The sequence below is a fragment of the Salinivibrio sp. MA440 genome (assembly GCF_001996265.1).
Classification (GTDB): domain Bacteria; phylum Pseudomonadota; class Gammaproteobacteria; order Enterobacterales; family Vibrionaceae; genus Salinivibrio; species Salinivibrio costicola.
Window position 1 is genome coordinate 51,215 of record NZ_MUFI01000010.1, and the last position, 23,981, is coordinate 75,195.

At 49.0% G+C, this 23,981-nt stretch carries 25 protein-coding genes; 12 read left to right on the forward strand and 13 right to left on the reverse strand.

Annotation, left to right across the window (positions count from 1 at the left end):
- Positions 1–82: 82 nt before the first annotated feature.
- The 7 genes from nqrF to bolA form a co-directional block, all read right to left on the reverse strand.
- The gene (gene nqrF, locus BZG80_RS04915) at positions 83–1,306 is read right to left on the reverse strand and encodes an NADH:ubiquinone reductase (Na(+)-transporting) subunit F (RefSeq protein WP_021024136.1); all 1,224 of its coding nucleotides are present in this window, start codon (positions 1,304–1,306) and stop codon (positions 83–85) included.
- A gap of 31 nt (positions 1,307–1,337) precedes the next feature.
- Complete coding sequence (gene nqrE, locus BZG80_RS04920; protein WP_021024137.1) at positions 1,338–1,934, reverse strand: NADH:ubiquinone reductase (Na(+)-transporting) subunit E; 597 nt, start codon at positions 1,932–1,934, stop codon at positions 1,338–1,340.
- Positions 1,935–1,940: 6 nt separating this feature from the next.
- Positions 1,941–2,573, reverse strand: a complete 633-nt coding sequence (locus tag BZG80_RS04925) for an NADH:ubiquinone reductase (Na(+)-transporting) subunit D (protein WP_021024138.1) — start codon at positions 2,571–2,573, stop codon at positions 1,941–1,943.
- Complete coding sequence (locus BZG80_RS04930; RefSeq protein ID WP_021024139.1) at positions 2,566–3,369, reverse strand: Na(+)-translocating NADH-quinone reductase subunit C; 804 nt, start codon at positions 3,367–3,369, stop codon at positions 2,566–2,568. Before BZG80_RS04930 ends, BZG80_RS04925 begins: the two co-directional genes overlap by 8 nt.
- Positions 3,359–4,600, reverse strand: a complete 1,242-nt coding sequence (locus tag BZG80_RS15715) for an NADH:ubiquinone reductase (Na(+)-transporting) subunit B (RefSeq protein WP_021024140.1) — start codon at positions 4,598–4,600, stop codon at positions 3,359–3,361. Before BZG80_RS15715 ends, BZG80_RS04930 begins: the two co-directional genes overlap by 11 nt.
- Before the next feature lie 3 nt (positions 4,601–4,603).
- Positions 4,604–5,944 (reverse strand): Na(+)-translocating NADH-quinone reductase subunit A, encoded by a 1,341-nt coding sequence (locus tag BZG80_RS15720; protein WP_077669054.1) that lies wholly within the window; start codon positions 5,942–5,944, stop codon positions 4,604–4,606.
- 414 nt (positions 5,945–6,358) lie between these two features.
- Complete coding sequence (gene bolA / locus BZG80_RS04940) at positions 6,359–6,676, reverse strand: transcriptional regulator BolA (RefSeq protein WP_077678865.1); 318 nt, start codon at positions 6,674–6,676, stop codon at positions 6,359–6,361.
- A 170-nt stretch (positions 6,677–6,846) separates the two neighbouring features.
- On the opposite strand from bolA, the gene BZG80_RS04945 reads away from it, so the two are divergent.
- From BZG80_RS04945 to BZG80_RS04975, 7 genes are all read left to right on the forward strand, one after another.
- Positions 6,847–7,983 (forward strand): methyltransferase, encoded by a 1,137-nt coding sequence (locus BZG80_RS04945; RefSeq protein ID WP_077678866.1) that lies wholly within the window; start codon positions 6,847–6,849, stop codon positions 7,981–7,983.
- A 25-nt stretch (positions 7,984–8,008) separates the two neighbouring features.
- A complete protein-coding gene (locus BZG80_RS04950) occupies positions 8,009–8,578 on the forward strand; it encodes a YajG family lipoprotein (RefSeq protein WP_021024144.1) in 570 nt (189 codons plus the stop codon).
- Between the two features lie 2 nt (positions 8,579–8,580).
- Positions 8,581–9,141, forward strand: a complete 561-nt coding sequence (locus tag BZG80_RS04955) for a peptidylprolyl isomerase (protein ID WP_077461632.1) — start codon at positions 8,581–8,583, stop codon at positions 9,139–9,141.
- 20 nt (positions 9,142–9,161) lie between these two features.
- Positions 9,162–10,556: an AmpG family muropeptide MFS transporter gene (locus BZG80_RS04960; protein WP_077661493.1), complete on the forward strand. Its 1,395-nt coding sequence runs from the start codon at positions 9,162–9,164 to the stop codon at positions 10,554–10,556.
- 218 nt (positions 10,557–10,774) lie between these two features.
- Complete coding sequence (locus BZG80_RS04965) at positions 10,775–11,590, forward strand: nucleoside-specific channel-forming Tsx family protein (RefSeq protein WP_077678867.1); 816 nt, start codon at positions 10,775–10,777, stop codon at positions 11,588–11,590.
- Between the two features lie 101 nt (positions 11,591–11,691).
- A complete protein-coding gene (locus BZG80_RS04970) occupies positions 11,692–12,582 on the forward strand; it encodes a ketopantoate reductase family protein (protein WP_077678868.1) in 891 nt (296 codons plus the stop codon).
- On the forward strand, positions 12,579–13,184 hold the full coding sequence (locus tag BZG80_RS04975; protein ID WP_077577242.1) for a DJ-1 family glyoxalase III: 606 nt from the start codon (positions 12,579–12,581) through the stop codon (positions 13,182–13,184). Before BZG80_RS04970 ends, BZG80_RS04975 begins: the two co-directional genes overlap by 4 nt.
- A gap of 66 nt (positions 13,185–13,250) precedes the next feature.
- Here BZG80_RS04975 and thiI read toward each other — a convergent pair whose 3' ends face one another.
- The 3 genes from thiI to pomA all read right to left on the reverse strand — a co-directional run bounded on the left by thiI (position 13,251) and on the right by pomA (position 16,595).
- The gene (thiI, locus tag BZG80_RS04980) at positions 13,251–14,699 is read right to left on the reverse strand and encodes a tRNA uracil 4-sulfurtransferase ThiI (RefSeq protein ID WP_077577243.1); all 1,449 of its coding nucleotides are present in this window, start codon (positions 14,697–14,699) and stop codon (positions 13,251–13,253) included.
- Between the two features lie 146 nt (positions 14,700–14,845).
- Entirely contained in the window at positions 14,846–15,787 is a 942-nt protein-coding gene (locus BZG80_RS04985; protein WP_077678869.1) for a flagellar motor protein MotB, read from the reverse strand.
- Positions 15,788–15,833: 46 nt separating this feature from the next.
- Positions 15,834–16,595, reverse strand: coding sequence for a flagellar motor protein PomA (gene pomA / locus BZG80_RS04990; protein ID WP_021024152.1), 762 nt, complete (start codon positions 16,593–16,595; stop codon positions 15,834–15,836).
- A gap of 220 nt (positions 16,596–16,815) precedes the next feature.
- On the opposite strand from pomA, the gene xseB reads away from it, so the two are divergent.
- Genes xseB through dxs form a run of 3 tightly spaced genes read left to right on the forward strand, consistent with a single transcriptional unit; the run spans position 16,816 to position 19,852 of the window.
- Complete coding sequence (gene xseB, locus BZG80_RS04995) at positions 16,816–17,061, forward strand: exodeoxyribonuclease VII small subunit (protein WP_077461639.1); 246 nt, start codon at positions 16,816–16,818, stop codon at positions 17,059–17,061.
- Positions 17,054–17,953, forward strand: a complete 900-nt coding sequence (gene ispA / locus BZG80_RS05000) for a (2E,6E)-farnesyl diphosphate synthase (RefSeq protein WP_077661488.1) — start codon at positions 17,054–17,056, stop codon at positions 17,951–17,953. The genes xseB and ispA overlap by 8 nt, the downstream gene beginning before the upstream one ends.
- A 27-nt stretch (positions 17,954–17,980) precedes the next feature.
- Positions 17,981–19,852 carry a 1-deoxy-D-xylulose-5-phosphate synthase gene (dxs, locus tag BZG80_RS05005; protein WP_021024155.1) on the forward strand — a complete coding sequence of 624 codons (1,872 nt, stop codon included), beginning with the start codon at positions 17,981–17,983 and terminating at the stop codon, positions 19,850–19,852.
- Between the two features lie 141 nt (positions 19,853–19,993).
- Here the strand turns inward: dxs and upp are convergent, their stop codons facing one another.
- Positions 19,994–20,620: a uracil phosphoribosyltransferase gene (gene upp / locus BZG80_RS05010; protein WP_021024156.1), complete on the reverse strand. Its 627-nt coding sequence runs from the start codon at positions 20,618–20,620 to the stop codon at positions 19,994–19,996.
- A 184-nt stretch (positions 20,621–20,804) separates the two neighbouring features.
- Here upp and purM point away from each other — a divergent pair, with 184 nt between their 5' ends.
- Positions 20,805–21,848, forward strand: coding sequence for a phosphoribosylformylglycinamidine cyclo-ligase (purM, locus tag BZG80_RS05015; protein ID WP_077678870.1), 1,044 nt, complete (start codon positions 20,805–20,807; stop codon positions 21,846–21,848).
- A complete protein-coding gene (gene purN / locus BZG80_RS05020) occupies positions 21,845–22,483 on the forward strand; it encodes a phosphoribosylglycinamide formyltransferase (RefSeq protein ID WP_021024158.1) in 639 nt (212 codons plus the stop codon). The genes purM and purN overlap by 4 nt, the downstream gene beginning before the upstream one ends.
- Before the next feature lie 39 nt (positions 22,484–22,522).
- Here purN and BZG80_RS05025 read toward each other — a convergent pair whose 3' ends face one another.
- Positions 22,523–23,317, reverse strand: a complete 795-nt coding sequence (locus BZG80_RS05025) for a class II glutamine amidotransferase (RefSeq protein ID WP_077461644.1) — start codon at positions 23,315–23,317, stop codon at positions 22,523–22,525.
- A 21-nt stretch (positions 23,318–23,338) separates the two neighbouring features.
- Complete coding sequence (lpcA, locus tag BZG80_RS05030) at positions 23,339–23,917, reverse strand: D-sedoheptulose 7-phosphate isomerase (protein WP_021024160.1); 579 nt, start codon at positions 23,915–23,917, stop codon at positions 23,339–23,341.
- Between the last annotated feature and the right edge of the window lie 64 nt (positions 23,918–23,981).

Consider the following 23,981-nt stretch of genomic DNA (forward strand, 5'->3'; position numbering starts at 1 on the left):
TGGTGTCCTTCGACATCAGGTTTATACGTAAAATGGCTGGCCCTTGGGCCAGCCATTACAAGGTCAGACGAACAATCAGTGCCTATCCGCCGAAATCATCCAACATGATGTTTTCGTCTTCTACACCAAGATCTTTAAGCAAGCCAATCACGGCAGCGTTCATCATTGGTGGTCCACACATGTAATACTCGCAGTCTTCCGGTGCCTCATGATCTTTCAGATAGTTTTCATAAAGCACATTATGGATAAAGCCAGTATCACCCTCCCAGTTATCTTCTGGTAGCGGGTCGGACAGTGCGCAATACCAGTTGAAGTTCTCATTTTGCTCTTGGAGCATATCGAAATCTTCAACGTAGAACATTTCACGTTTAGACCGCGCGCCATACCAGAACGTAATCTTACGATCCGTGTTAAGACGTTTGAGCTGGTCAAAGATATGTGAGCGCATTGGCGCCATACCTGCACCACCGCCGATAAATACCATCTCTGCGTCGGTGTCTTTGGCGAAAAACTCCCCAAATGGACCCGAGATAGTGCACTTGTCACCCGGCTTTAATGACCAAATGTAAGAGGACATCTGGCCCGGTGGCACGTCTGGGTTACGCGGTGGTGGCGTCGCCACACGTACGTTAAGCATGATAATACCCTCTTCTTCAGGGTAGTTAGCCATGGAGTACGCACGAATAATGTCTTCATCTACCTTAGACTCGTAACGGAAAAGGTTGAACTTCTCCCAGTCTTCACGGTATTCCTCAGGAATATCAAAATCCGAGTACTTAATATGGTGTGGTGGCGCCTCAATTTGAATATAACCACCGGCACGGAAAGGTACCGATTCACCATCTGGAATACGTAATTTAAGCTCTTTGATAAACGTGGCTTGGTTATCGTTAGAAATAACTTCACAATCCCACTTCTTGACGCCAAAGATCTCTTCTGGCAGCTCAATCTTCATATCTTGCTTAATAGCAACTTGACACGATAGACGCTCACCTTCACGCGCTTCACCTTTGGTAATGTGGTCAAGCTCGGTCGGTAGAATGTCACCACCGCCTTCTTTGATCTTCACACGACATTGACCGCATGAACCACCGCCACCACAGGCAGAAGACACAAATACACCAGCACCAGCCAGTGCGCCAAGCAGTTTTCCGCCTGGCTGAGTAACGATCGCTTTTTCAGGATCGTCATTAATATCGATTGTAATGTCTCCGGTTGGTACCAGCTTCGATTTGGCGAATAAAATCACCATCACCAACGCCAGTACAATCAGAGTAAACATCACTACACCAAGAATAATGTCCATTGACTATTCCTTTCCTCGCAGTTTACCCGGCTTACAGTTGCACACCAGAGAAAGACATAAAGCCCAATGCCATCAGACCTACAGAGATGAAGGTAATCCCTAATCCTCGTAGTGCAGGTGGCACATCTGAATACTTCATTTTCTCGCGGATCCCCGCCAGCGCGACGATGGCTAACATCCAGCCTACACCCGAACCAAAGCCATAAACGACCGACTCGGCGAAGTTGTAATCACGTTGTACCATAAATGATACGCCACCAAAGATGGCACAGTTCACTGTAATCAACGGTAGGAAAATACCGAGTGCGTTGTAGAGCGGTGGGAAGAACCGATCCAATACCATTTCCAAGATTTGTACCAAAGCAGCAATAACACCGATAAAGGTCACAAAGTTCAGAAAGCTCAGATCCACCCCTTTAACCAACGCATCTTCACGTAGGATAAGGTTGTAAACCAGGTTGTTAACCGGTACCGAAATAGTCAGTACCACCACAACAGCGACACCGAGGCCGAACGCCGTTTTCACTTTCTTAGACACCGCCAAGAAAGTACACATGCCGAGGAAGAATGCCAACGCCATGTTCTCAATAAAGATTGAGCGCACCAGCAGGCTTAGATAGTGTTCCATGTGCTGTTACTCCTTCGCTTCAACTTGTTCTGGTTTGAAGGTACGCACAATCCAAATCAAAAAGCCGATGAGGAAGAATGCAGAGGGGGCTAACAGCATCATGCCGTTAGGCTGATACCAACCACCTTCGCTGACAACCGGCAGGATTGATACGCCAAAGACAGAGCCAGAGCCAAGAAGCTCGCGGAAGAAAGCCACTGTCATCAGAACAAAACCATAACCCAACGCGTTACCAATACCATCCATGAATGACGGTAATGGCGATGACTTCATTGCATAGGCTTCTGCGCGTCCCATCACGATACAGTTAGTGATGATCAGCCCCACGAAGACCGAAAGCTGCTTAGAGATGTCATAAACAAACGCTTTCAGCGTTTCGTCAACCACAATAACTAATGAAGCGATGATCGCCATTTGAACGATGATACGTACACTATTAGGAATGTGGTTACGAATCAGCGACACGAAAAAGTTAGACATTGCGGTGACGAACATCACCGCCAGTGTCATGACAAAGGCTGTCTGCATCTGCGTAGTCACCGCTAGTGCCGAACACACCCCGAGAACCTGTAAGGCAATCGGGTTGTTGTCTAGCACCGGCGATAGCAGATTTTTCTTCAGTTCTTTCGCTTCAGCCATTGGTCAGGCCTCCCTCACGAACTTTTGCTAAGAACGGGCCAAAACCCTGCTCACCTAGCCAGAAATTAAATTGATTCTGAACACCGTTACTGGTCAGCGTTGCACCAGAAAGCGCATCAATGCCGTGCTCGCTTCCTTCAGGTGCGCCGCCTTTGACGATTCGAATGGCTGGCTCGCCTTGCTCGTTGAACAGTTTTTTACCATCCCACTTCGCGCGCCATTTCGGGTTTTCGACCTCGCCACCTAAGCCAGGGGTTTCACCTTGCTCATAGTAAACGATATCAGCAACCGTGTTACCATCCGGCTCAACCGCGACAAACGCGTACATCATACTCCATAGGCCTGAGCCTTTTACGGGGAGAATGAGGCGCTGTATATCACCCGAATCATTTTTCACGACGTAGACTTTAGCGACATCAGCACGACGGCCAATGTCTGCTACATTCTCTTCGCTACTTAGCTTTTTCGAGAGGCTAGGATCTTTCGCGGCTGCGCGCTGATCATAATCAGCTGCATCAGCAACATTGACAGCATCCGGGCTGACATAGTCGCCCTTTTCAAGGCTGACTAAGCGCGTTTCAATATACTTGTTGTAAGCATCGTTAATCGCGCTCTTACCACCCGCCACATCGACACCTGCGACCGAAAGGATGTTCTTTTGTACGTCTAATTTTGCGTTCATTTGTTGCAAAGGACGTAACGCCACCGCTGCACCAGACACCACGATTGAGCACACCAAGCTCAACGCGATAACAACGATCAGCGTCTTTTTAATACTATCGTTACTACTTGCCATTACGAGCCAGTCTCCGTTTGATGTTGCCCTGAATCACCAAGTTATCAAAGAGAGGTGCAAACAGGTTAGCGAACAAGATCGCCAGCATCATACCTTCTGGATATGCTGGGTTTACCACACGAATGATCACTGCCATGGCACCGATCAATGCGCCATACCACCATTTCGCTTTATTGGTAAACGCAGCAGATACCGGGTCTGTTGCCATGAACATCATACCGAATGCAAAACCACCCAGCACCAAGTGCCAGTAGAACGGCATGCTGAACATCGGGTTGGTATCTGAACCAATCAGATTAAACAAGGTCGCCGCAACGGCCATGCCCAAAAAGGTACCCAAGATGATGCGCCATGACGCGATCCGCATGTATACCAAGGCTGCACCGCCAATTAAGATGGCAATGGTGGAGACTTCACCAATTGAACCTGGGATATTACCAATAAAGGCGTCCATCCAAGTCATGGTTTGACCACTAACATTGTGCATCAGTGCTGATTGGCCACCGGTGTACCATTGGCTTAGCGCGGTTGCACCTGAGTAACCATCAGCTGCGGTCCATACCAAATCACCCGAGATCTGTGCTGGATAGGCAAAGAACAAGAACGCACGACCGGCCAATGCTGGGTTCAAGAAGTTACGTCCCGTTCCGCCAAAGATCTCTTTTGCAACGACCACACCAAAGGTGATACCGAGCGCGGCTTGCCATAATGGCAATGTCGGCGGCACGATGAGGGCAAACAAAATGGATGTAACAAAGAAACCTTCGTTTACTTCGTGTTTACGCACGATGCAGAAAAGTACTTCCCAGAAACCACCTACAATAAAGACGGTGGCATAAATAGGCAGGAAGTAGGTGGCACCGAGAATGGTTTTGGTCCCCCAGCTTGCAGCCGCTAGCGGCCCAGCGATGGACTCGGTTAACCAATAATGCCAGTTTCCACTAATGACCTGCGCAAGCTGATCGCCTGAATACAAGTCCATCAAGCCCATAATCGCTTGGTTACCTGTGTTGTACATCCCCCAGAACATCGCTGGGAACACCGCAAGCCAAACCATGATCATGATGCGTTTCAAATCGATACTGTCACGCACATGCGCGCCGGCTTTGGTCACCATACCTGGCGTGTATAAAATGGTCGCAACCGCTTCATACAAGGCAAACCACTTTTCGTGTTTACCGCCTGGCTCAAAGTGTGGCTCGATTTGCTCTAAAAAGTTTTTCAGGCTCATCTGTTACCCTTCCTTCTCAATTTTTTCCAGGCTCTCGCGGAGCATTGGACCAAATTCGTACTTGCCTGGGCAGACAAAGGTACAAAGGGCCAAATCTTCAGGATCTAACTCCAGCGCGCCTAGCTGTTGCATGCTATCTGTATCGCCGGCACAGATATCACGCAGCAACATGGTTGGCTCGATATCTAGCGGCATCACTCGCTCATAATTACCGATCGGCACCATGGAACGATCACTGCCATTGGTGGAGGTGGTTAAATTGAAAAGCTGACCTTTAAACAAATGGCCAAGATAAGCGCGCGTCACTGAGAAGCGATTTTTACCGGGTGCTAGCCAACCAAACAGTTCTTTCTCGTTACCTTCGCGAAGTACCGAGACCTGCATATGGAAACGACCTAGATAGGCATGTGGGCCAGTAGCTTTGGTACCAGATAGCACAGAGCCAGAAATCACACGGCTTTCGCCAGCCATTAGCTCGCCATCTACCAGCTCATCGAGATTAGCGCCAAGCTGGGTACGAATGAGGCGTGGCTGACTGACCATAGGACCCGCAATAGACACAACACGGTCCGTATGGATTTCACCGGCTAGGAATAGATGCCCAAACGCAATCACATCTTGATAGTTGAGATGCCACACCTGCTTTTCCATATCAACAGAACGCAAGTAATGGATATGGGTACCAACCAGTCCTGCTGGGTGAGGACCAGCAAAAACGTGTTGTTCGACATTAGATTGCTTGCTGGTTGGAAGCTCAACGTCTGCTTTGCACACAAAGACAGATTTGTCCGTGAGGCGCGATACGACGTCTAAACCAGCCACGAAGGCCTCTTTTTGTTCATCAATGATCACTTTAGGATCCGCGGCGAGCGGATTGGTGTCCATTGCGTTAACAAAAATAGCTTCGGGTTCAGCATCAATCGCTGGAGAACGGCTGAACGGTCGGGTGCGGAGCGCGGTCCACATCCCAGACTCAACCAGTTGATCAACAACGGCTTGACGGTCTAGCGAGGCTAATTGCGACGCTTCGTACTTATTGAAGGTAACTTGCTCATTTCCATCGACTTCAATGACGACAGACTGAAGAACACGCTTGGCACCGCGATTGACTTCAACCACTTTACCAGCTGCGGGCGCAGTAAATTTGACGCCAGGGTTTTTCTTATCTTCGAAAACCACTTGGCCTTTCTTCACTACATCACCCACTCGCGCATGCATAGTGGGGCGCATTCCAACGTACTCTTCGCCAAGCAAGGCGACTTTCTTGATGGCTGGACCATCACTTATCACCTGAGTAGGAGTCCCTGCGATGGGGATATCCAAACCCTTTTTTATTGTAATCATACGCACTTGCACTACATTAACGGGAAAAAGAATTCTGTTATTGCGCAGTTAAAGACACGACTTTCGACTGAATGGCGGCCTAAAGGCACACCGTCGCAACATCCTGCTAACCATTTCATCACACAAAGGCAACCTAGGTTAGTCTTTAAGCACGATATTCTATCACTAACCCCAGCACTGATTCTATGGATATTGTCACTAGGGCGTGGCAATTATCCATACCTGTACAAACAATGCGCGTTGTAACTTCACAGTTTTACTGTTGTTTTTTTACGCGTTGCAGACAGCTGTTGACCGAGACAGTCACGGATTAACACTTGTCTGGCCGTAATCAATACCAAGCAGACACCAGGCCTTTATGTAAGAAATTGTTGCCATGAGGTAAAAGATAAAATCATGCCCACTCTCACTCGTCTAAGACGCATTCACGTCACCACCCCGACATGCCGGAGAGTCAGGCGCTTGGGTCTGCTCTTGCCATTCTTGCGGTGAATAGGTGTGAATCGCAAGCGCGTGAACCTCACCCGCCAATTCATCCGCGAGTGTGCTATTCACCGCTCTATGGCGCTGAATAAGCCGCTGGTCGCTGAATAGCTCCGAGACAACCACCACCTTAAAATGACTTTCCGCGCCTTCAGGCACATTGTGCATATAACTTTCGTTGTGTACCTCAAGGTGGGCCGGCGTGAAAGCCCGCGTCAGTTTTTCTGTTATTTCTGTTTCAATTTTCATGACGTCCCCAAAATCTCCGGGCGACCTGCCCAGACTTTAGCCGTTATTGATAAAATTGCGAATCGAGTGATGGATCAAGCAACGACAGGCAGTTTGCCCTCGTTTACATTGCAGTTATCGCTTGAGTGCGACAATATACGCAGTCCGTAACCCCCGATGCAAACGCGCCAATGAAAACACTACTTCCGATTCCAGGTAGCGAATCAGCCTTGACGCTACACCGTTACCCGCAGCGAAAAAATGAGACGCTACAAGCCTTCGATGCCGCCGATGAATATATGATTGCGCACGCTAGCACATGGTCAGTACGTAAAAATGCGCGAATATTGATCATTAATGATCAATTTGGCGCACTCAGTTGCTGGGCCAGCCAGCAAGGATTTGATGTTTTTCAAGTCAGCGATTCGGTTATTTCGCAGCAAGCGACGATTGAGAATCTGGCACACAATGATCTCGCGGGTATCGCTCAGCTTACCAGCTTAGATACCTTACCGGCGGATATCGATGCGGTGATGTTACGCGTACCGAAAAGCAGTAAAATGCTCACTTGGCAACTTCAGCAACTCGCCAGTGTCACTGATGCGCATACGCTTGTGCTAGCGAGTGCTAAAGCGAAAGAGATCCATACCTCGACCCTTAATCAGTTTGAGCATTGGCTGGGGGCAACAACCACCTCGCTGGCGAAGAAAAAAGCGCGTTTGATTTTTACCACACCGACCAAGCAACCGGTACCGCAGCCCGATCCGGTCAACGATGTCGACGTACCAGAATTCTCGATGCGACTGGCTAACTGGCCCAATGTTTTCTCGGCCAAGAAACTCGATATTGCCGCGTATTTAATGCTGCCGCACATTCCGAGTCAGGCACATTTAAAACGCATTGTCGATTTAGGCTGCGGTAACGGCGTATTGGCATTACAAGCGGCACGAAATAATCCAGCGGCGTTCATTTATGCGGTCGATGAAAGCCATATGGCCGTCGCCAGCGCAAAACACAATCTGAATCGCCATGATATCGACTCACGCCGTTTTCTCTGTGAGGCCAGAGATTGCCTCACCGGTTTTGAGCATTCAGATATCGATCTTGTGCTCTGTAACCCCCCCTTCCACCAGCAGCAAACCATTACCGATCATATTGCTTGGCAAATGTTTTGTGACGCAAAACGTGTTCTGACCACGAATGGCGAGCTTTTAGTCATTGGCAATCGTCATCTCGGCTATCATACTAAGCTTAAACGTCTTTTTGGTCATGTCACTGTCGTTGCGTCGAATAAAAAATTCGTTATTCTCAAGGCAGTCAATGCCTAATATTAAGAAAAGGAAGCCGAACCCCATGAAAAAACTGATTATTGCTATCGCTGTATTAGTCCTTGCTGGCTGTTCGACACCCCGTGAGCCACAGCTGACTATCGCACCCTCTCCGGCGTCATCCAATCAGCAGCAAGTCAACAATCTTCCGGTCGTGGTGAAGAGTAAAGACTTACGTACCGCACAATTCGTTGCGGTTATCGATAGCGGTCGCTCCAATGTCAAACCGCTGCACGCCAGCCAGAATTTGCGTGTGGTATTAGAAGACACGCTGTCTCGTCAACTGTCATCACAAGGGTTTCGAGTGGTTGCCAATGGCCCGGGAGTGTTGCGCCTCGACATTCTTGATGCCTTAGTCCGAGTCAAACACACCGTGTTTAAACATGACATGGAAGCATCGGTTCAATTACAGCTCGTTGCTGAATCCCCTGAGGGTCGCTTTGTTAAGCGTTATACCGGGAAATCGACGCAAAGTGGTGTAAGCAGTGCATCACCTGATGATATCGAACTGGCGCTGAATAACTTGCTTGAAGCGGTGTTACAAGATATTGCCGACGACGAGCAACTCCTTGATCATATGAAAGCACACTTTTAAGCATGGTATGTCGTTCGCTTCTCTGGATTCTTGTGCTGGTTATCACGCCAGTGCAAGCCAGTGTCATGGTTAAAGTCGAAACCACCTTGGGTGATTTTGCGGTAAAACTAAACCCGCAAAAAGCGCCGAAAACCGTGGCCAACTTTTTGCGTTATGTTGACGATGGCAGTTATGTCGGGACGCAGTTTCATCGCGTGATCCCACGATTTGTCGTGCAAGGCGGCGGGTTTGATAAAGCCCTGAATCGCCGACCAAGCTACGAGCCGGTAGACAATGAATCATCTAACGGTTTGAAGAATCGGCGAGCGACAATCGCCATGGCACGTACGCAAGAGCCCGACTCCGCCACCCGGCAGTTTTATATCAACATCCGTGATAATGGCTTTTTAGACGCCACGCCCAATAAAGTGGGATATACGGTTTTTGGTCGAGTCGTGGAGGGCTTTAATACGCTCCAAACGATGACCAAGCAACCCACAGTGACCGTCCCGAGCAAACGCATGCAAGATGTACCGCAACAGCCGATTGTTATCACCAATATCTACCGGATGTCCTCTCAATAGCGACAAGTAGGCTAACCACTATGCTGTCATCCAAGTTCAAAACGACATTGGCGCCCTACGCCGATCGTCGTTTACTTTTTGTTTTCTTAATGGGTTGCTGTAGTGGCTTTCCCTGGGTGTTGATTGGCTCCAACTTAAATGGTTGGTTGGCTGACGAGGGCCTATCACGCACCGCGATTGGTCTATTTGGTTCGGTTTTCGTCCTGTATGCAGTCAACTTTTTATGGGCGCCATTACTCGACCGCATTAAGATCCCTTTTCTATCTCAGCGCTTGGGTCAGCGCCGCAGTTGGATTTTTTCGACTCAAGCTATTATGTTGATTGCCACCTTGGCGTTGTCACAACTTGATTTACAAGGGCTTAAAGCGGTCGATCCTTGGGTTACTACTGTGGTGTTATCCTCACTCATCTTTGCGATTGCATTGGCCTCTTCCACCCAGGATATTGCCATTGACGCCTTTCGGATTGATAACTTTGCTGAACATGAGACTGATAAGTTTCCGCTGGCATCAGCGATGTCTGTGATTGGTTGGTGGACCGGCTATTCGGTGCCAGGTTATGTTGGCTTTGTTAACGCCGATGCCATCGGTTGGAATCATGTTTATGTGATCATGGCAGGCTTTATCGGCTTAATGGCATTGGCGACGCTGTATGTGAAAGAACCAGAAAGTGACCGCGAACAGCGCCAAGATGCCGCCACTCGCCACTATTTGGCGCAAGGATACAGTGGCTTGCGTGCGTGGCTGGCGGTCACCGTGGTCGAGCCCTTTGCCGAGTTTTTCCGTCGCAATGGGGTGAAAGTAGCATTAACCCTGTTGCTGTTTGTATTTTTATTCAAACTGGGTGAAGCCTTCCTCGGACGGATGTCGATCGTGTTTTATAAAGATGTCGGCTTTACCAATGAACAAATTGGTTACTACTCCAAACTTGTCGGTTGGGGCCTCACCGTGGTCTACACCCTGATTGGTAGTTATATCAATTTGCGTTTCGGTGTGATTAAAGGGCTGTTTATTGGTGGCGTGGCCATGGCGTCCAGCAACCTGATGTTTGCCTGGCTGGCGATGGTTGGGCCCAACGAGCACCTGCTGCTGGGCGCAATCTTAGTCGATAACTTTACGTCAGCGTTTGCAACCATTGCGTTCGTGTCATTCTTAACCTTCTTAACGGGTCGTGCGTTTTCAGCCACTCAATACGCCCTCTTAGCGTCGTTGGGGAATCTAGGCCGCACCACGGTCGCCTCCTTTAGTGGCATGATGGTGGACTGGTTGGATAGCTGGTCAACATTTTTCGTAATAACCGCTCTGATGGTGATTCCTGGGCTAGTCATGCTGATCTATATTGGCAGGCAATTTCGCCAATCCTCGTCACAAAACGATCAAGCACCTGAACACTGCCCAGATTCACGTCGCAACTGACCCCACGTATCACAGTGGAGTGCAAAGTTTTGCTCTCCACTGTCGTCTAATTATTAACAAAGATCACATAAAACGGCCATGTAAACCGTTACAACTTGTCACTGGTCACAATCCATTTGTGTGCCTATGTTTATTACATTCTTTATAGTGAACTTTCCCCATATACTGCTCTTAATGAACGCACACCGCGTAATTAACACCCAGCAGAGGCAGTCACTATGAAAAAATCCCTACTCGCACTCGCCGTTATCGCCGCAAGCAGCGTATCTGTTGCCAACGCCGCCGATTACTCCGATGACATTTACAAAAATGATCACAAATGGCTTCAGTTTAATGCTATGTATGCCATTAATGAGAAGCCACAGTTCGGTACCGATACTGACAAGGACCATAACTACCTAGAAATGGAATTCGGCGGCCGTAAAGGCGTGGTCGATCTTTATGGTTACGTCGATATTTTTGACTTGGCAGAAAGCGACAGCAATAACAACAATAAGAAAGACAAACCCAAGTCCTTTATGAAGTTAGCACCCCGCTTCTCAATTGACGGCATCACCGGACAAGACTTGTCATTTGGCCCCGTACAAGAAGTCTACTTCTCGACCCTGTTTAACTGGGGCGGCGGCGATAGTGACACTAACAACTCGTTTTGGGGTATCGGTGCCGATGTTGAACTGCCTTGGTTTGGTAAAGTGGGCATGAACCTTTACGGTTTGTATGACATCAACAAAAAAGATTGGAATGGTTACCAATTCTCCACCAACTGGTTTAAACCTTTCCACTTCTTTGATAATGGTAGCTTCCTGTCTTACCAAGGTTATATCGATTATCAATTTGGTGCCGATGACACCTTTAAAGGTAATGACCAAGCGACCCACGGCGGTGCGATGTTTAACGGCCTATACTGGCATTCAGACAACTACGCTCTCGGTTATGGTCTAAAAGCCTATAACGATGTCTACTTGATTGAAGATGGTGGTACCGCTGATACCTCAGGCATCTCTCACTACCTAAACGCCACCTACAAGTTCTAACTGACTAGCGCGCCGGCCCTCGTCGGCGCGCTGCTTTCCTGCTTTGCCTTTCATCCTCTATGGTTATGATACACTGAGGTTTTAACCAAGCAGGCGATGTGATGAGGATTACCCTAATTGGTGCTGGCGCCATTGGCACATTATGGGCGGTGAAACTAACCCAAGCAGGACATAGCGTTAATCTGGTCACGCGAGACCACGCAAGTGAACGCACCCTTTCTTTAGACGGCACATCGTTCACCTTGCCCGCCAACCAAACCGCTTTGATGCAACAAAGCGATCTCTGGTTAGTCTGCACCAAAGCCTATGATATCCAAGCCGCATTGCTTCCCTATCTATCCTATTTACACCCAGAGACTCTGGTTGTACTTATGCATAATGGAATGGGACCGCATCAATGGCTGGCAACACAGTTACCTGACGCTCAACCTCTGCTGCTTGCTACCACATCTCATGGTGTCTGTCGCACCCGTACCGGTGATTGTCAGCACACCGGGCATGGACCAACCGCTATTGGGCCAGGTAATCAAGCCGGCCATGCCTGCACCTTTATTGCCGAGGTGTTTGATCATGCCCTTCCCACCGCGACGTGGAAGCGCGACATTTTTCAGTCACTTTGGTATAAACTGGCGATCAACAGCGTAATTAACCCACTGACCGCGGTGCATGGCATTCAAAATGGTGAGTTGCTCAAAGTTGACTACGATCCTATCATTCGCGAACTGTGCCAAGAGTTAGCCAATGTGATGCGCGCTGAAGGCGTCCACACCTCTGTGACAGAGATCCGCCAACAGATTGATACCGTGGTAAAAGCAACCGCAAACAACTATTCATCCATGAATCGTGATGTCTTCTATCAACGTCCGACAGAGCTCGAATACATTACCGGTTATGTGTTGCAGCGCGCGGCCGAACACCACATATCGGCCCCACATCATCACCAGCTCTATCAGGCGGTACAACAAGGTCAACGGCATAAGGAATCCTCATGAGTCAACAACGTCTCCTCATTTGTATGGCCCCCGGCAGCGAAGAAATAGAAGCAGTCACCGTGATTGACGTGATGCGACGAGCGGGGTTTGACGTGACTGTCGCCAGTGCGGCACCTGATGGAACGCTCACCCTCACCGGCTCTCGTGGGGTGGTGATCGTCTGTGACACCACACTCGCTGCGGTGGCCGATCAACCATTTGATTGCGTGGTTTTACCGGGTGGCATCGACGGCGCACAATGTTTAGGTGACAGCACGCTGGTAACAGAGATCATTAAGCAGCAGCAAAGCGATCAGGCTTGGGTCGCGGCGATTTGTGCGGCGCCGGCTTTAGTTCTGCAACGCCACCAGCTGTTCCCTCGATCTCATATGAGCTGCCATCCGAGTGTCAGTGAGCAGATCCCCGAACAATGGCTCAGTCGGCGCCGAGTGATGACCGATTATGATCACCGTTTAATTACTAGTCAGGGACCCGGCTCAGCGATGGAGTTCGCGATTGAAATCGTGCATGTACTTGGCGGCAAAAAGCTGGCCTGGCAGGTCGCTGAGCCTATGATGCCGTTGCCTCAATTGCATTATGAGAAAAAATTCAGCGAAGGATAAATCGGCTCAGCGCCTAATCGCAAACAGGCAGCCGATTGGGCTGCCTGTTTTTTACGTTCACAATGATTAAACCCGATAGACTTTCACATTCTCAAAGCCCATATCTTTGAGGTACAGGGCTTGCAGTCGACTCATTACGCCACGTTCACAATAGAGCAAATAGGTTTTACTTTGGTCAAGATCACCGAACTGCGTCGCCAACTTAAAGAAGGGAATATGAGCGACGTTCGCACCTTCAACCTTAAGTGGTTTGTCTTCTTGCTCTTCGCGGCTGCGAATATCTAAAACGACGGAATCTTTATCAACCTCGTTGACCCATTCCGCTTCTGGCGCTTTCTCTTTGCTTAGCGCTTCAATGGCACGGATATCCATGATCGTCGCCTGATCAACCGCTTGTTCTAACAAGCTAAAGTCAAACTTTGATTCCTCATGTTCCAACTTGGCTTTTTCCGCTTTGACCGTGGGCTTTTTCGAAATCACCCCACAGTACTCAGGCATGGTTTTGGCAAAATCTTCGGTGCCAATTTTGCGTGCTGTATCAATAATATCTTCTTTGTCCCAGTTGATCAGCGGGCGCAAAATCAGGCTATCAGTGACGTTATCAATCATGCGCAAGTTAGTGAGTGTCTGACTAGATACTTGACCCAAAGCCTCGCCGGTTACCAAGGCCTGAATACCGAAGCGCTCTGCAACCATGCTCGCCGCACGCACAAACATGCGTTTCAACACCACGCCCATCTGACCGTTATCAACGTTTTCGAGAATGCTATTAACCACCGGCTCGAAATCAATCGAAATAAACTTCACTTTGGCCGAGGAACCAAATTTATTCCAAAGATAGTGAGAAACCTGCTGCACACCCGTTTCATGAGATCTGCCGCCAAGATTAAAAAAGCAATAGTGAACCTTACTACCACGTTTTATATGCAGGTAACTCGACACCCCTGAGTCGAAGCCGCCCGATATCAAGCTCAGTACGTCTTCTTGCGTACCCAGCGGGAAGCCGCCTAAGCCGGTATGACGATGCTTCACCAAGTTCAGCTTATCGTGGTCAACTTCCATCATCACGGTTACGTCAGGCTTTTTCAGCTGTACGCTTGCCGACGGAACAGCTTGGTTTAACCCACCGCCCACATAGCGTTCAAGCTCAATAGAACTAAAGTCATGCTTGCCGCGGCGTTTGGCTCGGACACAAAACGTTTTTCCTTCAATTTGATCACGCACCCCCTCTAAAGTGAGTGTATAAATATGATGCAAATCGTTAAACAGTGTCTGCTCTACCTCAAGCACAGTTTGGACGCCAGGCGTGTTAGTTAGCACATCCAGCACCAGCTGACGCTCGTCCGGTTGTTTTAATGTCACCTCAATGTGATCCCGACGGTTATATACCGCCGTATTACCAGTCCGACGCTTTAGAATATTACGAATATTGCATTCGAGGATTTTAGTAAAACGCTTTCTGACTGACTCGCTTTTGACGATCACCTCAGGGTGAATTTTAACAATAAACTTCATAACCGGTTCGATACAGCTGGAAATAAAGCCGCGGATTATACAATAACCAAGGCGCCGCTGAAACCGGCTATTTTTGTGTCTATTAAACGGCAATAAGGCGACGCTCACGCATCGGAATCGATAAGTCGTGACCGTCGCAGAGGATGTTAAGGGATGGGATCATCCACATCATCAGCAGAGATCTCGTCTGAAAAGCTCGGTTTCCCTTGCATCACAGCGATTTCTACACGCCGGTTGGCGGCCCGATTGTCGGGAGAGCTATTCGGAGCTCGTGGCTGGGTGTCGGCCAAGCCTTCTACCTTCATCCGCAAATGGTTAAAGCCGGGCACTTTTTCCATTTCCTGTGCCACTGAGACCGCACGCTGTGCGGAGATGTCCCAGTTAGATCGATATAGCTCAGACTCCAGCGGTGTGCTGTCGGTATGGCCTGACACTTTAATTTCTCCAGGAACATCTTTTACCAGCTCCGCAATTTGGCGCACCATGGGGCGGAACTTAGGCTGCAAAAACGCAGAATTGGGAGGAAACGCCCCTTTTTCTTGAACGCGGATAACCAGCTGCTGACCTAGATTTTCAACCTCGATAGCGCCTTCTTCTATCTCGCGCTGCAACGCCTGCATCAAGGCTTTTTGTAACTGCTCAAGTTGCTCTTGCATCCGTTGTTGTTCAAGCTGTGATGCAACCTGAGCACTCGATCCACCTTCTTTGTCAGAGGTTGTCCGCTGAGATCCGCCAGAGCGATCATCTTGCCCCTCTTGAAAGTCCAAAGTGCGCTGCGTCATGTCAATGGTTTGCTGCATGATCACTTCAATGGGCGTCGGCTCTGGGCGGCCAGGGCGAAACTCTTGTGCAATCACACTGGYCCCTTTAGGAATATCTTTCACCTCAAGGACGTTTTGTACCCCAAACGCAAATTTCATCGAGCCAGCGATTTGCTTAAATTTGAGCACGTCCATTTCTGAAAAGGACAACAGAAGGACGAAAAAGCACATGAGCAGTGACATCAAGTCTGCAAACGTCCCCATCCAAGGCGGTAAGCCGGGAGGCGGGCATTTGCATTCCTCTTCTTCTTCTTGCTGTTGTGCCATGAGGACTCCTTAAATCTCGCTATTTTTGATGTTCAACGCAGACGCTTTAATTATCGACATCCACTGCACGCTTGCCTTCATTGAGGTAATTTTTCAAAAAGCCATCAATCACACGTGGGTTTTGACCATCTTGAATCGCGAGTAAGCCGTCCATAATAAGACGACGGTTTAACTTCTCTTGTTCTTTGCGTAGTGCGAGCTTGTTGGCAATCGGGGTCGCCACCATATTTGCCAGCATCGCCCCGTACATAGTCGTCAGCAAAGCCACTGCCATTGCCGGGCCGATGGCCTTAGGATCATCCATGTTAGAAAGCATGGCAACCAGACCAATCAAGGTCCCGATCATCCCCATTGCTGGGGCGACATCCGCTAACGCGTTATAAAAACCAATACCGTGATCATGCCGCTCTTCCGTCAAGCTGATATCTTTCTTCAAGGTGGCACGGACCACATCCGCATCATGGCCATCGACGAGCAAGTCGACGCCTTTTTGCATAAACGAGTTATTCACTTCCATTTCTTCGAGGGCGAGAAACCCACCTTTACGAGCAGCATCTGCCATTTCGATAATCTTGGCAATCAAATCTTCCGGGTCATCAGACTTAAACATAAAAGCCTTACCCGCGATTTTAAAACTGCCAAAAAATTGCCCCATCGTGTATTTGGTTAAGACAACAAATAGACTGCCCCCGATAACGATCAACACAGATGGAACGTCAAAATACATGTTCATGGTGCCGCCCAGCAGCATCGCCATGACAACGAATGCGAACGAACCGAGGATGCCGATGAGCGTCGCTATATCCACGTCAGTCTCCCTTAACTACCATTAAGTCATTGTTGTTCATTTTCAGGGTATTGGTTATATCGGCAACCAATCCTTTAGGTTTAGCGTAAATCCGTCAATACTAATAAGGATAACATGCCATTTACCGCTTGGGGTAAGAACACAAAATCGGCCTCTGCGGTTTGACCACTTTTCACCGCTGAGTTACCGTCTAGCCTTTCTTTTCTAATTTTATGGCATCATGGCTGTGAAGAAACCAGAAAATATGACCTTTGAGGACACGCTCAAAGAGTTAGACAGTATCGTTGGCGCGTTAGAGTCCGGCGAACTGCCGCTTGATACGGCAATGAAACGCTTCGAGCGTGGTATCACCTTAACCCGTCAAGGGCAAAAAACCTTGGCGGACGCCGAGCAACGGGTCGAGATCTTGCTTTCGCAAGAAGACGATGGGCCACTGACTGAGTTTTCCCCCCAAGACGATGACTAGTACTGTTGCAAAAGATACGCTGCGCGAGACGCAAACGCGAAGTAACCGACAACTTGAATCCTGGCTTTATACCCTAGACCATCAGGAACAACCTCTTATTCAAGCGATGCGCCATGGCTTGTTATTGGGAGGAAAACGGATTCGCCCGTTTTTAACCTATGCGACGGGGCAACTTTTCGGTATACCGCTTGCGCAGCTCGACACACCCGCAGTAGCAGTAGAATGTATTCATGCTTATTCATTAATCCATGACGATTTACCGGCGATGGACAACGACAGTTTGCGCCGTGGTCAGCCGACTTGTCATGTTGCATTCGATGAAGCGACGGCGATTCTCGCCGGTGATGCGCTACAAACACTGGCTTTTACCGTGCTTGCTGAAGGTGAACTCAATCCAAATGCCCAACCATACCGTATCGATATGGTGAAAGTATTGGCCAATGCAAGCGGCGCATCCGGGATGTGTCTGGGTCAATCACTTGATTTAGCCGCAGAAGGCCGAGCCGTTGATTTATATGCCTTGAAGCAAATTCATCGTAATAAAACCGGTGCACTCATTAAAGCGGCGGTACGATTGGGGGCCTATGCGGCTGGGGAGACTGGGGTGAAACACCTCGGATCGTTAGACCGATTTGCGGATGCTATCGGGCTCGCATTCCAAGTTCAGGATGATATTTTGGACATCACCAGCGATACGCAAACGCTTGGAAAGCCTCAAGGTTCCGATGTGAATGCGGAGAAGAGCACCTACCCTGCTTTACTGGGGCTGGCTGGCGCGCAAGAAAAAGCGGCGCAACTTTACCAAGAAGCACTACACGCCTTGGAGGCGATCCCCTACAATACCGAGCAACTGGAAGTTTTTGCCCGATATATCATCGAGCGCAACAACTAGCATGATTAATAAAAGCGCCGAACCATTATGACATTGGATATATCAAAATACCCAACCCTCGCGCTTGCTGATACGCCTGAAGAGTTACGCACCTTACCGCGTGACCACTTGCCTCAGTTGTGCGAGGAGTTACGTACCTATTTACTTAACACAGTGAGCCATTCCAGCGGCCATTTTGCCTCAGGGCTGGGAACGGTGGAACTCACTGTGGCGCTGCATTATGTCTATAATACGCCGTTTGACCATCTTGTTTGGGATGTAGGGCATCAAGCTTACCCCCACAAAATCTTAACCGGACGGCGGGAGCAGATGCCCACGATCCGGAAAAAAGATGGCCTTCACCCCTTCCCTTGGCGAGAAGAAAGCCCTTACGATGTGCTGTCAGTCGGGCACTCTTCGACCTCAATCAGCGCAGCTCTCGGGATGGCTATCTGCGCGGAAAAAGAAGGGCAAAACCGGCGCGTAGTCAGTGTGATTGGCGACGGCGCCATCACCGCGGGGATGGCTTTTGAAGCCATGAACCACGCTGGGGATGTGAAGCCCGATATGTTGGTCGTACTGAATGACAATGAGATGTCTATCTCAGAAAATGTCGGCGCCTTGAATAATCATTTTGCGCAATTGCTTTCTGGCAATGTCTATACCAGCATTCGCGAAGGCGGCAAAAAAGTGCTCTCCGGCGCCCCCCCGATTAAAGAATTGGTACGTCGTGCGGAAGAACACCTCAAAGGCATGGTCGTGCCTGGCACCATGTTTGAAGAGTTAGGCTTTAATTACATTGGTCCGATTGATGGGCACGATGTCGAAGAGCTGGTCAAAACCCTTAAAAATATGCGCCACCTAAAAGGTCCGCAATTTTTACATGTGATGACCAAAAAAGGCAAAGGTTACGCGCCGGCAGAAAACGATCCGATTGGCTATCATGCTGTCCCCAAGTTTGATCCGAGCGTGCATACGTTACCTAAGTCCAAGCCTTCCAGCCCCAGCTTTTCCAATGTGTTTGGTGATTGGCTTTGTGATATGGCCGAACAAGATGACAAATTGTTAGCCATCACGCCAGCCATGCGAGAAGGGTCTGGCATGGTCCGCTTTTCTAAGGCACACCCAGATAAATATTTTGATGTCGCTATCGCGGAACAACACTCGGTAACGCTTGCCGCGGGTATGGCGATTGGAACCTATCATCCGGTGGTCGCGATTTATTCGACCTTTCTACAACGCGCTTATGATCAGCTCATTCATGATGTCGCGATCATGAATCTTCCGGTGTTATTTGCGATTGATCGCGGTGGTATTGTCGGCGCCGACGGTCAAACTCACCAAGGTGCGTTTGATTTAAGTTACTTACGATGCATCCCAAATTTGGTTGTCATGACGCCCAGTGATGAAAACGAATGCCGTCAAATGCTGTATACCGGTCATACTCATGATGGTCCCGCCGCAGTGCGATACCCACGAGGCAGCGGGATGGGCGCTGTTATTGAAGATAAAATGCAAGCTATCCCCGTGGGTAAGGGTGTGGTCAAACGTCAAGGCGAGTGCATCGCGATCCTTAACTTTGGTACCTTGCTGCCAAGCGCATTAGAAGCGGCAGAAGCGCTCAATGCAACGGTTGTCGATATGCGCTTTGCTAAGCCTCTTGATCACACACTGATCGAGGAGATGGCAAAAGCCCATGACTGCTTGGTAACCGTGGAAGAGAATGCGGTAGCGGGCGGCGCTGGCTCTGGCGTCATTGAAACATTGATGGCGCAAGGCACGGTGAAACCCGTCCTGCAAATAGGCTTACCCGATCGTTTTATTTCGCAAGGCACACAACAAGAAATCCATGCCGATATCGAATTAGACAGCACCGGCATTGAAGCCCAAATCCGGCGCTACCTCGCTAAGCTAGGTTAAGCTAAGCCCCTGAAACTAAAAAAACCGCTAGTACTTAGCGGTTTTTTTGTTTTTCCAAACGATTAATTTGATGACTTGGCGTCTGGCTACTTGGCTTCTGACGACTTAATGGCTTGGTTACTTAATGACCTAGTTACTTAGTTACTTAGTGCCAAAAATCTTATCGCCAGCATCGCCCAAACCAGGAACAATATAGCCGTTATCATCTAACTTCTCATCAATGGCAGCAGTATAAAGCTCCACATCAGGATGTGCTTTTTTCAGTGCTTCGATCCCTTCAGGCGCTGAGACCAAAACCAAAACCTTAATTTGCTGACAGCCCTGCTCTTTCAACAAATCGATCGTCGCAATCATAGAGCCACCGGTTGCTAACATCGGATCCACGACCAAGGCCATTCGCTCATCGATGTTGCTCGCCAGCTTATGAAAATAAGGCACAGGTTCAAGGGTTTCTTCGTCACGATAGACACCCACGACACTGATCCGCGCGCCAGGAACGTGCTCTAAGACACCATCCATCATACCGAGTCCAGCACGAAGGATAGGCACCACAGTCACTTTTTTACCTTTAATTTGGTCGACATCAACCGGGCCATCCCAGCCATCGATCGTCACTTTTTCTGTATCGAAGTCTGAGGTGGCTTCATAAGTCAACAGGCTACCTACTTCGGTGGCAAGCTCACGAAACCGCTTGGTGCTGATATCACGTTCACGCATCAAGCCGATTTTATGTTTGACTAACGGGTGCCTTACTTCCACGACCTTCATCTTAGACTCCTTACAAAAAACAAATTCTCGGTAGTATACATGAAAGTAATTTGCTAGCGTAGAGATAGCGCTTGATATATCGTTTAGAATCTCACCAAACTGCTCGCGCAAACGTTTTCCTTTCACTGAATGCGCTGATAGAATAGCGCCGACTTTTGATTTCCAACTCCGGCGAGGAATTGCAGTGAGCGGTAAACAATCATCTCTTAGCTATAAAGATGCAGGTGTCGACATTGATGCCGGCAACGCACTGGTCGATCGTATTAAAGGTGTGGTGAAACAAACACATCGCCCCGAAGTGATGGGAGGACTAGGCGGTTTTGGTGCACTTTGTTCATTGCCAACCAAATACAAAGAGCCCGTACTGGTGTCTGGTACGGATGGCGTTGGAACCAAGCTACGCCTTGCATTAGACGCGAACAAACATGACACAATTGGCATCGATTTGGTGGCGATGTGTGTCAACGATCTGATTGTGCAAGGCGCAGAGCCGTTATTTTTTCTTGATTACTATGCCACAGGAAAACTCGACGTCGACGTCGCTGCCAATGTCGTGACCGGAATCGCACACGGCTGCCAACAAGCCGGCTGTGCTTTGATCGGCGGCGAAACCGCTGAAATGCCGGGAATGTATAGTGGCGACGATTATGATGTCGCTGGCTTTTGTGTCGGGGTGGCGGAAAAGTCGGCGCTGATTGATGGCAGCAATGTCGGCAATGGCGATGCACTGATTGGCCTTGCGTCCAGTGGTCCGCACTCAAACGGTTATTCCCTGATCCGTAAAATCCTCGATGTGAGCCAAGCGGATCTCAGCACGCCATTGGCCGGTCAGCCGCTTATCGAACATTTGTTGGCACCGACCCGTATTTACGTCAAATCTGTCTTAGCGCTGCAGGAACAAACCTCAATCCACGCGGTGTCGCATATCACAGGTGGCGGTTTTTGGGAGAACATTCCCCGCGTATTACCTGCAGGGACAAAAGCAGTGATCGACAATAACAGCTGGCAGTGGCCTGCAATTTTTAACTGGCTGCAAGAAAAAGGCAATGTCAGCGATTACGAAATGCTACGTACGTTTAACTGTGGTGTTGGCTTGGTCATTGCGCTACCTCAAGCCGAAGCAGAGAAAGCAATAGCTTTACTCAATGAAGCAGGAGAAACCGCTTGGCAACTGGGTCATATTGCCCATGCAAACGCTAATGAAGCGCAAGTGGAGCTCACAGAATGAAACGCATTGTTGTGTTAATTTCTGGTAGTGGCTCAAACCTGCAAGCGCTCATTGATCAGTTTCATCAGGGGCATCAGGCACGCATCGTTGCTGTTATCGCCAATAAAGCAAACGTATATGGCCTAACACGTGCCGAGCAAGCCGATATTCCCGCTCAGGTCGTTGCTAATACAGCGTATGCCAGCCGCGAAGACTATGACGCGGCTTTGGTTCGGGCTATCGATGTTCATCAACCCGACTTAGTGGTATTGGCTGGCTTTATGCGTATTTTAACCCCAGGTTTTGTCAGCCATTACGCAGGGCGGATGCTGAATATTCACCCATCACTGCTCCCTAAATACACGGGACTACATACCCACCAGCGCGCGATTGATGCTGGCGACAAAGAGCATGGGACGTCGGTACATTTTGTCACGGAAGAACTTGATGGTGGGCCTGTGATATTACAAGCTCGCGTCCCTATCTTTGCCGATGATGAGATTGATTCCGTCGCCGCCCGTGTTCAACAACAAGAACACCGAATCTATCCATTAGTGGTTAAATGGTTTATTGATGGACGGCTTAAAATGGAAGCTGGGAAAGCTTGGTTGGACAATCAGCCACTCGGTCCTTCAGGCCATGCAGCTGACGATTGACCGGCATTGCGATGAACAGGCGCCTCGGCGCCTGTTCGATCATGATGTGGCGACGCTCGCTTGGTTCGAGCAATAGACCTCGCCAAAGTGGAACACGCAGTACTCCCCTTCTTGCATCTTATGCCAGCTCTCATTGTTGGTCAGCGGCTGCGTCGCAATCACTGAAACAATATCATCCGGCGTTGTCTGCTCGTGAAAATCAACTGTCATTTCTTGATCGATCAAACTCGCTCGACCAAATGGCGCACGACGCGTAATCCAATGCAGATTATTGGTGCAATACGCCATCACATAATCGCCATCGCTAAACAGCATGTTATATACGCCAAGCGCGCGCAGTCGGTCACAGCGTGAAGCAATAAAATCAAACACCTCACACATGTTGTCCGGTTGCTTTGGATAATGCTTAAACAGCTCGTTTAACAACCAACAAAAGGCCTTTTCACTATCGGTCTCTCCCACGGGTTTGAAATGTCCCGTCTCGAGACTTTCAAACCCAGAGAGTTGGCCATTATGGGCAAAGGTCCAATGGCGTCCCCAAATTTCTCGCGTAAAAGGATGTGTGTTTTCCAAGCTCACGCCGCCTCGGTTCGCTTGACGAATATGACTAACGACCGAACAGCTTTTGATCGGATAACTGGTTACAAGCTCCGCGACTTTAGATTGACTGCTGGGGGCCGGATCTTTAAAGGTACGAAATCCTTTACCCTCATAAAAAGTAATCCCCCAACCATCACGATGCGGACCTGTTTTTCCGCCCCGTTGAATTAAGCCGGTAAAACTAAAACAGATATCCGTAGGGACGTTGGCACTCATGCCAAGCAACTCACACATTCTTTCGTCTACCTCTGCGAATTATGCTGCCATTTCCTTTTCCACCAATTGGATCAGAATATGGATAATTTTGATATGAACTTCTTGAATGCGATCAGCATAACCAAAGTGTGGAACCCGAATTTCGATGTCCGCTAGCCCGGCCATTTTGCCGCCATCTTTTCCCGTTAGCATGATTGTTTTCATGCCCTTTTTCTGAGCCGCTTCCATCGCGTTTAAGATGTTTCCTGAATTCCCCGAGGTCGATAGGCCAAACAGAACGTCCCCCTTCATACCCACGGCTTCAACATAACGGGAGAAAACATACTCGTAGCCAAAGTCGTTGGAGACACAGGAAATATGACTCGGATCGGAAATGGCAATCGCCGGGTAGCCTGGACGGTTTTCGCGGTAACGCCCGGTGAGTTCTTCAGCAAAATGCATCGCATCACAATGTGAGCCACCATTACCACAAGACAACACCTTGCCGCTGGCCTTAAAACTATCAGCAAGGAGTGTCGCCGCTTTTTCAATCTGCTGGATGTTATTATCATCACTCAAAAATGCGGTTAACACATCGGCTGCTTCTGAAAGCTCACCGCGAATAAGATCTTGGTACATGGCACCTTCCCACTGTTAACAAATATCACGCCCGTTAGGCATCAGTCAGTTCAACTGTCAGTGT

What these genes read in the sequence shown, in the direction of transcription:
- nqrF (WP_021024136.1), bottom strand. Translation starts at nt 1,306, where the DNA reads ATGGACATTATTCTTGGTGTAGTGATGTTTACTCTGATTGTACTGGCG.
- nqrE (WP_021024137.1), bottom strand. Translation starts at nt 1,934, where the DNA reads ATGGAACACTATCTAAGCCTGCTGGTGCGCTCAATCTTTATTGAGAAC.
- BZG80_RS04925 (WP_021024138.1), bottom strand. Translation starts at nt 2,573, where the DNA reads ATGGCTGAAGCGAAAGAACTGAAGAAAAATCTGCTATCGCCGGTGCTA.
- BZG80_RS04930 (WP_021024139.1), bottom strand. Translation starts at nt 3,369, where the DNA reads ATGGCAAGTAGTAACGATAGTATTAAAAAGACGCTGATCGTTGTTATC.
- BZG80_RS15715 (WP_021024140.1), bottom strand. Translation starts at nt 4,600, where the DNA reads ATGAGCCTGAAAAACTTTTTAGAGCAAATCGAGCCACACTTTGAGCCA.
- BZG80_RS15720 (WP_077669054.1), bottom strand. Translation starts at nt 5,944, where the DNA reads ATGATTACAATAAAAAAGGGTTTGGATATCCCCATCGCAGGGACTCCT.
- bolA (WP_077678865.1), bottom strand. Translation starts at nt 6,676, where the DNA reads ATGAAAATTGAAACAGAAATAACAGAAAAACTGACGCGGGCTTTCACG.
- BZG80_RS04945 (WP_077678866.1), top strand. Translation starts at nt 6,847, where the DNA reads ATGAAAACACTACTTCCGATTCCAGGTAGCGAATCAGCCTTGACGCTA.
- BZG80_RS04950 (WP_021024144.1), top strand. Translation starts at nt 8,009, where the DNA reads ATGAAAAAACTGATTATTGCTATCGCTGTATTAGTCCTTGCTGGCTGT.
- BZG80_RS04955 (WP_077461632.1), top strand. Translation starts at nt 8,581, where the DNA reads ATGGTATGTCGTTCGCTTCTCTGGATTCTTGTGCTGGTTATCACGCCA.
- BZG80_RS04960 (WP_077661493.1), top strand. Translation starts at nt 9,162, where the DNA reads ATGCTGTCATCCAAGTTCAAAACGACATTGGCGCCCTACGCCGATCGT.
- BZG80_RS04965 (WP_077678867.1), top strand. Translation starts at nt 10,775, where the DNA reads ATGAAAAAATCCCTACTCGCACTCGCCGTTATCGCCGCAAGCAGCGTA.
- BZG80_RS04970 (WP_077678868.1), top strand. Translation starts at nt 11,692, where the DNA reads ATGAGGATTACCCTAATTGGTGCTGGCGCCATTGGCACATTATGGGCG.
- BZG80_RS04975 (WP_077577242.1), top strand. Translation starts at nt 12,579, where the DNA reads ATGAGTCAACAACGTCTCCTCATTTGTATGGCCCCCGGCAGCGAAGAA.
- thiI (WP_077577243.1), bottom strand. Translation starts at nt 14,699, where the DNA reads ATGAAGTTTATTGTTAAAATTCACCCTGAGGTGATCGTCAAAAGCGAG.
- xseB (WP_077461639.1), top strand. Translation starts at nt 16,816, where the DNA reads ATGGCTGTGAAGAAACCAGAAAATATGACCTTTGAGGACACGCTCAAA.
- ispA (WP_077661488.1), top strand. Translation starts at nt 17,054, where the DNA reads ATGACTAGTACTGTTGCAAAAGATACGCTGCGCGAGACGCAAACGCGA.
- dxs (WP_021024155.1), top strand. Translation starts at nt 17,981, where the DNA reads ATGACATTGGATATATCAAAATACCCAACCCTCGCGCTTGCTGATACG.
- upp (WP_021024156.1), bottom strand. Translation starts at nt 20,620, where the DNA reads ATGAAGGTCGTGGAAGTAAGGCACCCGTTAGTCAAACATAAAATCGGC.
- purN (WP_021024158.1), top strand. Translation starts at nt 21,845, where the DNA reads ATGAAACGCATTGTTGTGTTAATTTCTGGTAGTGGCTCAAACCTGCAA.
- BZG80_RS05025 (WP_077461644.1), bottom strand. Translation starts at nt 23,317, where the DNA reads ATGTGTGAGTTGCTTGGCATGAGTGCCAACGTCCCTACGGATATCTGT.
- lpcA (WP_021024160.1), bottom strand. Translation starts at nt 23,917, where the DNA reads ATGTACCAAGATCTTATTCGCGGTGAGCTTTCAGAAGCAGCCGATGTG.